Genomic DNA, 14,199 nt, shown 5'->3' with positions numbered 1-14,199 from the left:
CCTAACCCCCGAGGGGCACCGGGGTGGGGGGTGGTGGTGCCCCTCGGGGGTTAGGAGCGCTTGAGGCGGAGGGTGATGATCTGGAAGGGGCGGAGGTCGAGAGCGACCCCACCATCCAGGTCCCGGTCCGCGAGGTGACGCTCCAGGAGGTCAACCTCGGTCACCGACGAAACACTGAAGGTGGGTGTGAGGGTGGCGCGGGAGCGGCCGCCGGTGGATTCGTAGAGGCGGACGATGACGTCACCGGACTCGTCGTCGGCGAGCTTGAGGGCTTCGACGACGAGGTTCGGGTTGTCGAGGGTGACCAGGGGGTCGGCCCCGGCGGCGCCGGTGACGGTGCGTTCGGGGAGGTTGATGCGGTAGCCCTCGGAGACGGCTTCGGGGATGCCGGCGCCGACGACCAGGGCGTGGTTGACGGTGTGGATGCCCTGGTCGGTGTTCGGGTCGGGGTAGCGGGGGGCGCGGATCAGCGAGGTGCGGATCGTGGTGGTGGTGCCGCCGTCGGGGCGGGCGGTGCGGTTGATGTCGTGGCCGTAGGTGGAGTCGTTGACGACGGCCACGCCGTAGCCGGCTTCGCCGACGTGGACCCAGCGGTGGGCGGCGATCTCGAACTTGGCCGCGTCCCACGAGGTGTTCTGGTGGGTCGGGCGGAAGATGTGGCCGAACTGGGTCTCCGACGCCGAGCGGTCGGCGTGCACGTCTACCGGGTACGACGCCTTGAGGAACTTCTCGGCTTCGTGCCAGTCCATCTCGGTCTCGATGTCGACCCGCTTCGCACCGGGCTCGAGGCGCAGGGTCTGGGTGACCGTGGAGCGGTTGAAGGAGCGCTTCACGACGACCGTGGCGACACCGTCGACGGTGCTGAAGTCGACGCTGTCGACCTCCGTGATGTCGCGGACGTTGTTCTTGTAGAACGAGTCGACGTCCCAGGCGTCCCACTGGTTCGGGGTGTCGACGTGCAGCTGGAGAAGGTTGCCGACGGTGCCTGGTGCGATGACCTCGCGCTGCGCCTCGACGTCGTACAGCGAGGTGATCAGGCCGCGCTCGTCGATGGTGACCCGGATGACGCCGTTGTCCAGTACGCCGTCCGCCACGGAGACCGGGGTCCCGGCGGCAGCAGCGACGGCGGAGCCCAGACCGGCGACCCCGTTGCGCGTGTGCGGCGCAGCGTTGAAGACGATCGACTCGGAGCCGGCACCGGCCAGCGCCTGCTGGGCCTTGGCGATGATCGCCTCGAGCTCGGCGCCCAACCGGGCATAGGTCTCCTCGGCCTCGCGGTGCACCCAGGAGATCGACGAACCGGGCAGGATGTCGTGGAACTGGTTCAGCAGTACGGCTTTCCAGATCCGGTCCAGGTCGGCGTACGGGTAGGCGTCGAGCTTGCCGGCGACCACGGCGGCGGCCGACCAGAGCTCGGCCTCGCGGAGCAGGTGCTCGCTGCGGCGGTTGCCCTGCTTGGTCTTGGCCTGGGAGGTGTACGTCGCCCGGTGGATCTCGAGGTAGAGCTCGCCGGACCAGACCGGGGCGTGCTCGGCGTACTCCTCCTCGGCGGCGCTGAAGAAGTCGGTCGGGGACTCGATGGTGACCCGCGGCGAGGACTCCAGGTTCGCGACCCGGCGTGCGGTGGCGATGAACTCACGGGTGGGGCCGCCACCGCCGTCGCCGTAGCCGAACGGGGCCAGCGATCGGGTCGCGGCGCCGTTCTCCTGGAAGTTTCGCTGGGCGCGGGCGAGCTCACGACCGGACAGGTCGGAGTTGTAGGTGTCGATCGGCGGGAAGTGCGTGAAGACACGGCTCCCGTCCAGGCCCTCCCACCAGAAGGTGTGGTGCGGGAACTTGTTCTCCTTGTTCCAGGAGATCTTCTGGGTCAGGAACCACTTCGAGCCGGACAGCTTCACCAGCTGCGGCAGGGCGGCGGTGTACCCGAAGGAGTCCGGCAGCCAGACCTCCTGGGTGTCGATGCCGTACTCGTCCAGGAAGAACCTCTTGCCGTGCACGAACTGCCGGGCCAGCGCCTCGCCGCCGGGCAGGTTGGTGTCGGACTCGACCCACATGCCACCCACCGGAACGATGGTGCCCTCGGCAACGGCCTTCTTGAGCCGCTCCCAGACCTCGGGGTAGTTCTCCTTCACCCAGGCGTGCTGCTGGGCCTGCGAGAACGCGAAGATGAGCTCCGGGTACTCCTCGGCCAGCGTGGCGACGTTGGAGACCGTGCGGGCCACCTTGCGGCGGGTCTCACGCAGCGGCCACAGCCACGCCGAGTCGATGTGGGCGTGACCGACGGCGGAGACCTGGTGTGCGCTGGCGTGCGCGGGACGGCTCAGTACGTCGGTCAGTTGCGCGCGGGCGTCGCTCGCGGTCTTGGCGACGTTCTCGTAGTCCAGTGCGTCCAGGGAACGGCTCAGCGCGCGCAGGATTTCGCGGCGGCGCGGCTCCTGGAGCGGCAGTTCGTTCTGCAAGCTGTTCAGTGCCTCGAGGTCGAGGATCAGATCCCACACCTCGGCGTTGAACACGGCCAGGTCGGCGCGGGTGAGCTGGTAGATCGGCTTGCCGCCCGGCTCGGGCTTGTCGCCGATCGTCGTCGGCGAGAAGCCACCGGCGTCACCGAGGACCTCCGGGTTCGCAGCGGCCTCGACGTAGAACTCGATCGAGTCGCCGGCCGCGGCCGCCGTACCGTCCGGGCCCAGGATCGACAGCGGTGCGTAGGTCTGACGCGGGTGCAGGCCCTTCAGCGGCCGGCCGCCGGTGGTGTGAACCAGGCCTTCCGCGGAGAAGCCGGGGCCGCCGCTGAAGCCGAGGTCGATGACCGCCTCGATCTCGCTGCCGGCCCACTCGGCCGGGACCTGACCGCTGAACTTGAACCACGCGGTGCCCCAGGCGGGACCCCAGGGCAGGCCGATGGCGGCCGGCTCGAAGGTCTGCGCGAGCGCCTCAGCGGGTGACACGGGCTCACCAGGGGCGTGCCACACCTCGATGTCCAGCGGGACGGCAGCGCCGTAGACCGCAGGGCGGATCCGTTCCCGCAGGGCGCGCTGCAGCCGCTCCTCGATGAGTTGACGGTCGTCGTGCACGGAATCATCCTCCGGGGGCCAGCTGGCATGGGGTTGGGAACGCAACTCACGCGGTCGCGTCATGACAACGCTGTCACACCGACCGGGGGCCCGTCCAGACATAGTTTGTGAGAACCTGCCGACGGATGCTCCGGGTAGCGGTTCGGTAGCGGCCGGCACGCACGGCTACCGATCCGGCCCGATTGCCACATAGGTTGTCCGTATGGATCGTCCCCGCCTGATCATTCCGGATTCGATGAGCCGGCGCCGCGCGCTCGGCCTGGGGGCGGCCGCCGCTGCTGCGCTCACGCTCCCCGGGTGTTCCCGGGGCCGCCGCGACGAGCCCGCACCGGCCGCTCCGGCGACGCTTGCGACGGGCAACAAGGGTGGCGTCTACGACCAGTTCGGCACCGGGCTGGCCAGTCTGGTCGGTGAGGTGACCGGGATGATGCTGACCCCGGTCGCGAGTCTGGGGTCGATCGACAACCTCAAGAAGGTCGCGAGCGGCAGGCACGACGTCGGCTTCACGACATCGGACTCGGCCTACGCCGCCTATGAGGGGGTCGGTGCCTTCGCCAGCGGGGCGCTGCGATTCACCTCGCTGGGCCGGACCTATGACAACTACGTGCACGTCGTGGTGCCGATGGCGTCGAAGGTCAAGACCCTGCAGGATCTGAAGAACAAGATCGTCAGCGTCGGCCCGGAGGGCTCCGGGACCAAACTGGTCGCCGACATGATCCTCGACACGGCCAAGCTCGACGACCGCCGGAGCGTCGGTGACACGGTCCTCAAGAGGATGCTGTCGCTCGACGCTGCCGTCGCCGCCTTGAAGGCACAGTCCGACAAGCCGGGCACGGGAATCGACGCGATGATCTGGAGCGGCGGTCTGCCGACCGACCCGATCAAGAAGCTGCAGAAGTCCATCGGCTTCCGGCTGGTCGACATCGCCGAGACGGCGGAGACCATCGCGCTCAAGCAGTTCGGCGGCTACATCGTCTCCTCGATCCCGCCGAAGACGTACGACCTGGCGAGCGCCGTCGCGACCCTGACGATCCCGAACTACCTGATCGCCCGGCCGAACCTGTCGGACTCCTGGGCCTGGTGGATCGTCAACACACTCTTCCGCCGCCAGAAGGACCTGATCGGCAACCCGGCCGACCCGGAGCACTACCACCCGGAGGCCAGCGCACTGGATCCCCGGTCCGCGATCGCGACCATGCCGGTGCCGCTGCATCAGGCGGCCGAGCGCTGGTACCGCGCCAACCACATCTGAGCCAAAGATCCGGTACGGCGAACTGTCGCCGTACCGGATGGTGCTGTCAGAGGTCGTAGTCGTCGATCAGCGGGACGCGGACCTCGATCACCAGACCGCCACCGATCGGCGGGCGGGCGACCACGCGGCCGCCGACCCGCGCTGCCTCGGAGCGAACGATCGCCAGGCCGAGACCGGTGCCCGGCATCTCGCGGTGGTGCGCACTGCGCCAGAACCGCTCGCCGACCTTCTTGAGGTCGCGCGAGCCGAGGCCGAGGCCGTGGTCGCGGACCGACAGGACGACCTCGTCGGCGTCGCGGGTGACCGAGACCTCGACGGGCGGAGCGCCGTACTTGGAGGCGTTGTCGAGCAGGACGTCGAGGATGTCGTCGACCTCCAGCTCGGGACCGACACCACCCGGGACCATCTCGCCGATGATGAGCTCGAGGTCGTCGGCGGCGTACACGGCCTTCCAGCCGACGAGCCGCTCCTTGACCGCCTGCGCGAGATCCAGCGGCTCCTCGCTGTTGCCCTCGGCGTCGGCTCCAGGCCGGTCTGAACCGGCCAGCCGGGACAGACGCTGGACGATCCGGCCGAGCCGGTCGATGTCGCTGAGGGCGAAGCGTGCGGTCGGGGACAGCCGGGAGAGGCCCTCGATGTGGATCCGGGCCGACGTCAGCGGCGTCCGGAGCTGGTGCGATGCGTCGGCCACGAACTCGCGCTCGCGCTGACGGGCCTGGTGCAGGCTGAGCGCCATCGAGTTGAAGCTGTCGCCGAGACGGCGGAGCTCCGGAGCACGACCGTCGGTGGAGACTCGGGTGTCGAGGGCGCCGCGGGTGATCTGGTGCGTTGCGTTGTCCAGGTCCTTCAGCGGCTTGACGACCCAGCGGCTGATCGGCCGGACGATGCCGGCGATGATCGCGCCGATGCTGATCAGCAATCCGATCAGCAGCAGGATCAGGCTGCGCTGGACATCCGCCCGCGGGCCGTCGGTCGGCACCCGCAGTACGGCGGCGCCTAGGACACGGCCGTTGTTGGCAACCGGGCGGGCGACGATCATCTCGCCGCTCTGCCACGGCCACAGCGCCGGCGGCTCGGCCGGAAGCCGGCCGGCCAGCGTGCTGCCCAGGGCGGTCGCGATGGCGGGCTCAGTGAGCTCCACACCGGACTTCGACGTGGCGACCACCTTGTTGTTGTCGTCCACGATGAAGACCGGGGTGTCGTAGAGCTCGTCGTACCGGACGGCCATTTCGCGCAGGTTGGCGATGTCACCGGACTGCAGCGGAGCCTCCGCCATGGTGCCGAACCAGTCCGCGTCGTTGCTGCGGGACAGGAACAGGGTGCGGGAGGCGCCGGTGGCGATGAAGTTCGCCAGCGGGACGGTGGCGATGATGGCGAGCAGAACCACCATCGGAACGAGGGACTGCAGTAGGCGACGGCGCAACGGTCAGTCCGAGCCGAGGCGGTAACCGACACCGCGGATCGTCTGGACGAGCTCCGGCCGGCCGAGCTTGGCCCGCAGGTTGGCGACGTGCACGTCCATGGTCCGCGAGGAGGCCTCGAAGACCGACTGCCAGGCGTACAGGGCGACCTGTTCGCGCGGCACGACCCGGCCGTGGTGCGCGGCCAGCACTGCGAGCACGTCGAACTCCTTGCGGGTCAGGCTGATGGGCTTGTCAGCGACCTGGACGGTCCGGGCCTCGATGTCGACCGTGAGGTCGCCGACAGTCACCCGGGGGCGGGGCTGCAAGAGGCCGGTACGACGCAGTACAGCATCGATCCGGGCCAGCAGCTCGGAAATCGCGAAGGGTTTCACCACATAGTCGTCCGCACCGCTGCGCAGCCCGCGGACCCGGTCGGCCGCCTCACCGCGCGCAGTGACCGCGATCACCGGGACGTCGGAGACCGAACGGATCTGCCGGCAGACGTTGATGCCGTCTCCGTCGGGCAGTCCGAGGTCCAGCAGGACCAGGTCGCCGGGGTCCGCCGCGAGGGCGTCCGCCGCCGTCCGGACATGGGTCACCATCAGGCCGTAACGCCGCAGTGCGGGTATCAAGGCATTGGCGATATCGAGATCGTCTTCGACGAGCAAAATCCTGACGGCGCCACTCATGCGGTGATCGTAGGCCAGGTCGGAGGGGAATGTGTCAGATCTTGGTAAAGACGTAATCACGCGACTCCACGCAGTGTTCGGCAACATTAGCCTTCCGCACACAGGAGGGAACCGGTAGATGACTGTCGGTATCGGTTCGGGGGGTGGCGTGAGCACGCCCTCGGACGAAGAGCTTGCCGAGTATGAGCAGGAGCGCCCCGCTCGGCGACTTCGGCCTGCCCTGGACCTGGTGATCTCGGTCTGGTGCGTGATCGTCAGTGTCGGCGTACTGGCCCAGGTGTTCTTCCCCCTACCACAGGGGACGCAGTTTTACCTGGTGATCTTTCTCGCAGCCATTCTGCCGATCACCCTGCTGTGTTACCGGGGCTGGAAGGTCCCGGCGGTCCTCAATCCGTTCAAGGCGCGGTCCCATGATGACCCCGGTCTGACGGACTGGTTGCTGGCGCTGATCTCGCTCGCGGTCTGCGTCTACCCGTTGCTCGACTTCGACGGGTTCCTGGAACGGCGTCAGACTCCGACCGGTCTCGACGTACTGATGGGCGCCGTACTGCTGGTGCTGCTGCTGGAAGCCTGCCGTCGTACGACGGGGTGGGTGCTGCCGGTGGTGAGCCTGCTGTTCATCGCCTATGCGTACTACGGCGGCTACCTGCCCTACACGTGGTCGCTGGCGCACCAGGGCTTCAACTTCGACGCGATCATCGGCCAGTTCACGATGGGGACGGCGGGCTTCTACGGAACGCCGTTGAGTGTCGCGGCTTCGTACATCGTGCTCTTCACCATCTATGGCGCAGTGCTCGACTACTCGGGTGCAGGCAAGTTCTTCATCGACCTGTCCTTCGCAGCCTTCCGCAAGAGCCGCACTGCACCCGGCCGCACCGTCACCCTGGCGGGCTTCCTGCTGGGCAGCGTCTCCGGCTCCGGTACGGCGACCGCCGTATCGCTAGGCACTGTGTCGTGGCCGATCCTGCGTCGGGCCGGGTATCCGCCCGAGCCGGCCGGTGGCATGCTCGCGGCCTCCGGCATCGGCGCGATCCTGTCGCCGCCGACCCTGGGCGCAGCGGCCTTCATCATCGCCGAGTTCCTGCAGGTCTCGTATCTGACCGTGCTCGGCTACGCCGTGATCCCGACGATCCTGTACTACCTGGGCATCCTGCTCGCGATCGAGATCGACGCCCGCCGGCACGGTACGACGTCGGCCGAGACCTCGACGCAGTCCGCGCGGAAGCTGCTGTTCCGGTTCGGGTACCACTTCCTCTCGCTGTTCGTGATCATCGGCTTCATGGCGGTCGACGTGCCGCCGTTCAAGGCCGTGGTCTACGCGGTGATTATCCAGTTCGGGCTGTCGTTCCTGGACAAGGAACACCGGCTGACCGGGCGGCCGCTCTTCAAAGCACTTGCCCAGGGCACCCGTTCGGTCCTGCCGGTGGCGGCGACCTGCGCGACGGCAGGCGTGATCGTTGCGGTGACCACGCAGACCGGGCTTGGGCTGAACCTGGCCGAGATCATCGTCGGCGCTGCTCGTGGGTTCACCGACAACCACACCGTGATCCTGATTCTGACGGTGGTGCTGTCGGCGTTCGCCGTACTGGTGCTGGGTCTTGCGGTGCCGGTCACCGCGTCCTTCATCATCGCCGCGGTGATCATCGCGCCGGCGCTCGTGCAGCTCGGCGTGACGCAGGCCGAGGCCTACATGTTCATCTTCTACTACGCCGTGCTGTCGGAAGTGTCGCCGCCGACCGCGCTCGCCGCGGTCGCGACGTCGGCGATCACCGGTGGCAAAGTGATGCCGACGATGTGGCAGGCGTGGAAGTACACCCTGCCTGCCTTCCTGGTCCCGTTCGCCTTCGTGCTCACCGACAACGGCGCGCATCTGCTCGGTCAGGGATCGTTCATCGGCATGGTGTGGACGCTGGCGGTTTCGATGCTCGCCGTTGCCGCACTTGCTGTCGTGACAGGAGGTTGGATCTTCGTCGCGACCACCTGGATCGAGCGCGCGCTGTGTGTGCCGGCCGCACTGCTGCTGCTTTACCTCGCGCCCGTAACCATCAGCGTCGGAATCGGTTTGCTACTTGTTGCCGTCGTCATCAATGTGGTCCGGCGGCAACGCCTGGCCGCACCCACGGAAGGATCCGCCAGATCATGAGAATCCGTCGCCTCCCCGCTGTCGTGGTGGCGCTCGCCGCCGCCGTCTCACTGGTCGCCTGTGGTGGCCAACGCGAACCCACCGGCTCCGGTACGGCGGCCGGCGGCCGGCTGACCATTGCCACCGGCAACACCACCGGCAACACCACCGGCGTCTACTACCAGCTCGGTGGCGCGCTGGCCTCGGTGATCTCGCAGAAGGTCACCGGCTACCGGGCGACCGCGAGCGAGACCGGCGCCTCGGTGCAGAACATCCAGGGTCTGGTCGGCGGCAACTACGACATCGCCTTCTCGCTCGGCGACACTGCGGCGGATGCGGTCAAGGGTGAGAACAGCTTCCAGACCAAGCAGGACGTGGTCGCGCTGACCCGGCTGTACAACAACTACACGCAGGTCGCGGTCCGCACCTCGGCGAACATCAACTCGATCGCCGACCTGAAGGGCAAGCGGGTCTCCACCGGCTCGCCGAACTCGGGCACCGAGGTGATCGCCCGGCGGCTGCTCGAGGCCGCCGGTCTCGACCCGGCCAAGGACGTCACTGCCCAGCGGCTCGGTCTGCCGGAGTCGGTGGACGCGATGAAGTCGGGCTCGATCGACGCGCTGGTCTGGTCCGGCGGGCTGCCGACCGGTGGCATCACCGATCTGACCACCAGCCTCGGCAAGGGGGTCAAACTCTTGCCGATCGCCGATCTGCTGCCGAAAATGACCGAGAAGTACGGCTCGGTCTACGCCGAGGCGCCGATCCCGGCCGCGACGTACAAGCAGCCGGGCGACGTCGCGACGATCGTCGTACCGAACGTGTTGCTGGTCCGCAAGGACATGAAGGACGAGCTGGCCGAGCAGCTCACCAAGACCATCTACGAGAACCTCGATGCGCTGGTCGCGGTGAACGCCGCCGCCAAGGGCATCACCAAGGAGAACGCTGCCAAGACCGAGCCGGTGCCGCTGCACCCAGGCGCCCAGAAGGCGCTCGACGGTCTGAAGTAATCCCCTGAACCGTCCTCTCCCGCACACCAGGCGCAGCGGGAGAGGACGTCAGGCCGGCTCCCGCAACCAGGCGCAGTGGGAGCCGGTCGACCGGGCCCGGCCCTTCGGAGGCATCCGAGGGACCCGGGCCCGGTCATTACTCTTATCGCCTCCGGCGTCGCTGCTGGAATCAAGATCCCCGGCACTCAGGCCGGGCTGTTCACAGGTGCAACTAGCGGGTCTCGCACGGCAGGCCGCCGCTCTCGAAGGAGCCGTCGGACTTGTGCCGCCACACCTGGGCGCAGACCTTGGTGCCCTTGGCCGGGAAGCGGTTCCAGGTCGTGCGCCGGACGCCCCCGTTCCATTGGTACGGGCCGTCGCTGTCCTGCACGCCCGGGTAGAACAGGTCCATGTGGTAGGTCCCGGAGACGCAGCCGGACTGGTGCTGAGTGACAGGCCGCCCGTCGCCGTCGAAGCCGATCCAGACGCAGCCGTTCGACCCTGCCGAGGCCGTCGTCGTCATCGTGATGGCCGAGGTGGCCACCACTGCACTGGCCAGCGCTGCCCGCAGTACGGTCTTCATCATCATGCCGTAGCACCCTTCGTTTCGTTGGTGTCGTCGTGATTCACCGCAGACGCTAGGCAGCACCTTCACTTGGTCCTAACATTTCGATTCCCCCCGAAACCGTCCAGCCGCAAGGCGAAAGATAAGCAATTGCAACAAACGTTTGATATGCGGCCGTGGAGTGTCGAGGTTTCCGGAGGTGACAGCACCTCGGAAATCGTGGTCCCTGACAAAATCGGCACTCGACGGTCTTCGAAAGGCTTGACAGCGTTCGGCCGACGAGATTCGCCGTTACCTTGAAGGTGTCCATGGAATCCCAGTAGGACAAGGGATTCCACGGACATGCTGACGGCCCGCGTCCTCCACAGACCGGGCCGTCGTGGGGGACCTCCCCGCGTGTGCCCGCCCACTGCACAACGCAACCACCCCCGGGACTTTCCGTAACATTACGGATGGATCAGTGGTCGGAGCTCTTCTTCCAGAGGTTGATGCCGGCCTCGACCGCGTCGGCGTCGATGGCCTCGAGCTCTTCCTCGCTGAACTTGAGGTTGCGGACGGCCTCGAGATTGCCTTCGAGCTGCTTGACGCTGGAGGCGCCGATCAGGGCGCTGGTGACGCGCTCGTCACGCAGTGTCCAGGCCAGGGCGAGCTGAGCGACCGACTGGCCGCGGTCCTTGGCGATCTCGTTCAGCGCGCGGACATGCTTGAGGGTGTCCTCGGTCAGCGACTCCGGATCCAGCGACTTGCCCTGCGAGGCCCGGGACCCCTCCGGGATACCGCCCAGGTAGCGGTCGGTCAGCACGCCCTGCGCCAGCGGCGAGAACGCGATCACACCGACTCCGAGCTCACCGACGGCGTCGAGCAGGTCCTCCTCGATCCAGCGGTTCAGCATCGAGTACGACGGCTGGTGGATCAGCAGCGGCGTCCCCAGCTCCTGCAGGATCCGCGCCGCCTCCCGCGTCTTCTCCGCGCTGTACGACGAGATTCCGGCGTACAGGGCCTTGCCGGAGCGGACTGCGGTGTCGAGGGCACCCATCGTCTCCTCGAGCGGGGTGTCCGGGTCGAACCGGTGCGAGTAGAAGATGTCGACGTAGTCGACGCCCATCCGGGCCAGCGACTGGTCGAGCGAGGCCAGCACGTACTTCCGCGAGCCCCCGCCCTGCCCGTACGGCCCCGGCCACATGTCGTAACCCGCCTTGCTCGACAGGATCAGCTCATCGCGGTACTTCTTGAAGTCCCGCTGGAAATGCGTCCCGAAGTTCGTCTCCGCGGCGCCGTACGGCGGGCCGTAGTTGTTCGCCAGGTCGAAGTGCGTCACGCCGAGGTCGAACGCGCGGCGCAGAATGTCGCGCTGCGTCTCGAAGGGCTTGTCGTCCCCGAAGTTGTGCCACAGCCCCAGCGAGATCGCCGGCAGTTGCAACCCACTCCGCCCCGTCCGCCGATAGACCATCCGGTCGTCGTACCGCTCCTGTGCAGCCACGTAGTCAGTCACGCTACTCAGTCTGCACCATGTCGTAACAAGCGCAAAACCCCTTGTTTTGCACAAGAAACCGCAGCTCTGACACCAAGAACCCCACCTTCTTGGTAACCGCCGCCGCCCCTTTGTGCACGCACCGCATCTTTGTGCACCCACCAACCACGCGAGGCGCCTCGAAATGGTTGGTGGATTCTCAAAGATGAGGCCGGCGCACAAAGAGCAGCCGACCCACCCTTGGACGCGAGACGCGAGAGAGCGCTAGGGGTTGGGCAAGTCCGGGTGGTGACCGTTTGCCGGGGCTGGGGAGTGCTGCCTGCCGATTCCGGTGCGTAGCGCTCCCCAGCCTCGCCGGACGCCAGCGCGCAGCACCCCGAACCACCTGACATGTCATTGAAAGCCACCGCGGCGGGTCACCTGTCAGGCCTCGTCATCATCGACAGCAACCACAGCCCAGCAACCTCAAGCAACGAGTCACGCGATCGCCCACCTCGCCAAGCAGCTCAGCCCCTGCGGCGACCAGCCACGCCGCCGTTAATCGGCCGCAGCGGCGACCAGCCATCCCCAGACATCACCGGCCGAGCCCACGCCAACCCACCGCAGACCGCAACATTCCCCGCCGACTGCAACCCACGGACTACCGACCAACCGCGAACCACCAACCGGATACGAGGAAATCCGGCGTACTGGAGACACCACGTGGGGACCGCGGACACCTCACCGCATGGCCACGGTCCCGAGTAGGTGTACGCAGCCGCAGCAAATGTCCGTCCGCTGTGACACAGCGGGGCTCTGGCGAGGGCGGCAGGCTGTCGCCGTGAACGCCGGTCAACACCGACCCCGCGTGCCTCGCCGGCTGATCTGGCTGATTTGGCGGATAGGGAGCCCAGGCTGGGTCAGGTGAGGGTCGACCAGGGGGCTGGCGGGTTGGTCGTGAAGAACTGCAGGAGGCCGGCGAACCGGCTCAGGGGTGGTGCCGTCCAGTGGCGTTGGCCCTGCCAGGGTCTTGCGGTCAGTTTGCTGAGGGACCAGGAGAGATGGAAGTGGAGGATGCCGGCGGCCAGTTCGTCGGCGTTGAGAGGTTGCCTGGTGGCGGCTAGGTAGTGCGGGAGGATCGCAGCGACCTCGGAGAGCCGGAGTTTTGCGAAGTCCTGGGCGCGTGGAGTCCACGCCGCGTCACCCCAGTCGATCAGTGCTTGCAGAGCGCCGGTGCCGGGGTCGACGAGAAGGTTGTGTGGGGCAACATCTCCGTGGATCAGCACCTTGGGCGCTGACCGATCGAAGCGTGAATCCAGCCGAACGATCCACCCGGAGAGCCAATCGGCGGTCGCCTGATCGAGGTGCCCGTCGATGGCCAGTGCCTGCACGGTGTGTCCGGGTGACCCCCAGTCGTCCGCCGGTACGCCGGCCAGCGGCGGAGCATCCGGTGGCGCCTGGAAGATGGCGTGCAGACGGGCCAGATCGGTCGCGATCTCCACCGGGGCAGCGGCCGGCTCGACCCCGTGCACGCGCTCCATCACGACGTACGGCGCGGGGACGATCGTGCAGGTGTTGTCGTACTCGAGGATGGCGGGGGTGCGGACGCCTACGGACCGGGCGGCCGGGATGATCATCGTCTCTTTGTCCAGGTCTGCTTCGTAGCCGTTGCGGGCGACCCGCGCGAACAACTGCGGGCCGAGGGCGAAGGCACGGTTCGCGACGCCGCCCGGGACTTCGTGCACCTCCTCGGCCGGGAGGTTGTAGCACCCGGCGAGCCGGATGACGGCCGCGGGCAGATCGTCGTCGTTCTCGGTCAAGGGTTCCTCCGATCGAGGTGATCCTCGTGGTGGATCGGGGTGCTGGGCAACAGGTTTGATGTACTGCCGGAGTGCGTATCGAACTGGATCCGGAAAGCGTTGGGCCACGGGAGATCTACGCGACGCTGAACTCGGTGGTCGTTCCGCGGCCGATCGCGTGGGTGTCGAGCCAGTCGGCCGACGGAGTGCTGAACCTGGCGCCGCACTCGTTCTTCACGGTGTCGTGTGTGCGGCCGCCGATGGTGCAGTTCACCTCGGTCGGCCGCAAGGACAGCCTGAACAACGTCGAGGCGACCGGTGAGTTCGTCGTGAACTTCGCGGCGGAGCCGTTGTTCGAGCAGGTGAACGCGTCGGGCACGGACTTCCCACCCGAGGTGTCGGAGTTCGCGGCGATCGGAGTCACGCCGGAGCCGTCCCGGACTGTTGGCGTCCCGCGGGTGGCTGAATCGCCGGTCGCCATCGAATGCACGCTGCACACCACGCTCGAGCTCGGCGACTGCACGATCGTGATCGGGCAGGTCCGGGCGATCGCCATCGACGAAGCGGTCCTCGCCGATGGTCGCCCGGAGGTTCGCCTGCTGCGCCCGCTGGCACGGCTTGGCAAGGACGAGTGGTCGACCTTGGGGGAGATTCGCGAGATCACCCGCATCCCGAACGATGACTGGCCCGGTCACTTCACTCATCGGGAAGGGAGCTGATGAGGGTCGCCAGTTGCGGAGACAGGGCGAGGGCGGTGCTGGACATTGAGATGGTTGCAGGGTGCCAGGTGGCGTGGCCGGTGGAGGTGAGGGTCACCAGATGGACGTCGGGGGAGAGCGGGCCGGGGGCTTGGCTGTGGGCT

The 14,199-nt window shown here is 67.5% G+C and carries 10 protein-coding genes; 4 read left to right on the top strand and 6 right to left on the bottom strand.

What is annotated here, in order from left to right:
* Nucleotides 1-50: 50 nt before the first annotated feature.
* The gene (locus E1263_RS38455; protein ID WP_132176703.1) at nt 51-3,071 is read right to left on the bottom strand and encodes an alpha-mannosidase; all 3,021 of its coding nucleotides are present in this window, start codon (nt 3,069-3,071) and stop codon (nt 51-53) included.
* A 202-nt stretch (nt 3,072-3,273) separates the two neighbouring features.
* Here E1263_RS38455 and E1263_RS38450 point away from each other — a divergent pair, with 202 nt between their 5' ends.
* Nucleotides 3,274-4,323 carry a TAXI family TRAP transporter solute-binding subunit gene (locus E1263_RS38450; RefSeq protein WP_132176701.1) on the top strand — a complete coding sequence of 350 codons (1,050 nt, stop codon included), beginning with the start codon at nt 3,274-3,276 and terminating at the stop codon, nt 4,321-4,323.
* Between the two features lie 46 nt (nt 4,324-4,369).
* Here the strand turns inward: E1263_RS38450 and E1263_RS38445 are convergent, their stop codons facing one another.
* Together E1263_RS38445 and E1263_RS38440 are read right to left on the bottom strand one after the other, a co-directional pair.
* Nucleotides 4,370-5,713, bottom strand: coding sequence for a sensor histidine kinase (locus E1263_RS38445; RefSeq protein ID WP_132176699.1), 1,344 nt, complete (start codon nt 5,711-5,713; stop codon nt 4,370-4,372).
* Nucleotides 5,714-5,749: 36 nt separating this feature from the next.
* Nucleotides 5,750-6,415, bottom strand: a complete 666-nt coding sequence (locus tag E1263_RS38440; protein WP_132176697.1) for a response regulator transcription factor — start codon at nt 6,413-6,415, stop codon at nt 5,750-5,752.
* Between the two features lie 118 nt (nt 6,416-6,533).
* Between E1263_RS38440 and E1263_RS38435 the strand changes: the two genes are divergently transcribed.
* Complete coding sequence (locus E1263_RS38435) at nt 6,534-8,558, top strand: TRAP transporter permease (RefSeq protein WP_132176695.1); 2,025 nt, start codon at nt 6,534-6,536, stop codon at nt 8,556-8,558.
* Nucleotides 8,555-9,544 carry a TAXI family TRAP transporter solute-binding subunit gene (locus E1263_RS38430; protein ID WP_132176693.1) on the top strand — a complete coding sequence of 330 codons (990 nt, stop codon included), beginning with the start codon at nt 8,555-8,557 and terminating at the stop codon, nt 9,542-9,544. The genes E1263_RS38435 and E1263_RS38430 overlap by 4 nt, the downstream gene beginning before the upstream one ends.
* A gap of 211 nt (nt 9,545-9,755) precedes the next feature.
* Here E1263_RS38430 and E1263_RS38425 read toward each other — a convergent pair whose 3' ends face one another.
* The 3 genes from E1263_RS38425 to E1263_RS38415 all read right to left on the bottom strand — a co-directional run bounded on the left by E1263_RS38425 (nt 9,756) and on the right by E1263_RS38415 (nt 13,358).
* The gene (locus E1263_RS38425) at nt 9,756-10,112 is read right to left on the bottom strand and encodes a hypothetical protein (RefSeq protein ID WP_132176691.1); all 357 of its coding nucleotides are present in this window, start codon (nt 10,110-10,112) and stop codon (nt 9,756-9,758) included.
* A gap of 433 nt (nt 10,113-10,545) precedes the next feature.
* Nucleotides 10,546-11,580 (bottom strand): L-glyceraldehyde 3-phosphate reductase, encoded by a 1,035-nt coding sequence (gene mgrA, locus E1263_RS38420; RefSeq protein ID WP_132176689.1) that lies wholly within the window; start codon nt 11,578-11,580, stop codon nt 10,546-10,548.
* Nucleotides 11,581-12,458: 878 nt separating this feature from the next.
* Nucleotides 12,459-13,358 (bottom strand): phosphotransferase family protein, encoded by a 900-nt coding sequence (locus E1263_RS38415; protein WP_165956895.1) that lies wholly within the window; start codon nt 13,356-13,358, stop codon nt 12,459-12,461.
* A gap of 71 nt (nt 13,359-13,429) precedes the next feature.
* Between E1263_RS38415 and E1263_RS38410 the strand changes: the two genes are divergently transcribed.
* Nucleotides 13,430-14,056 (top strand): flavin reductase family protein, encoded by a 627-nt coding sequence (locus E1263_RS38410; RefSeq protein WP_132176685.1) that lies wholly within the window; start codon nt 13,430-13,432, stop codon nt 14,054-14,056.
* The last annotated feature ends 143 nt before the right edge of the window (nt 14,057-14,199 follow it).

Source organism: Kribbella antibiotica, from assembly GCF_004349055.1.
In the GTDB taxonomy this organism is placed as follows: Bacteria; Actinomycetota; Actinomycetes; order Propionibacteriales; family Kribbellaceae; genus Kribbella; species Kribbella antibiotica.
This window is presented reverse-complemented; position numbering and strand designations above follow the sequence as displayed.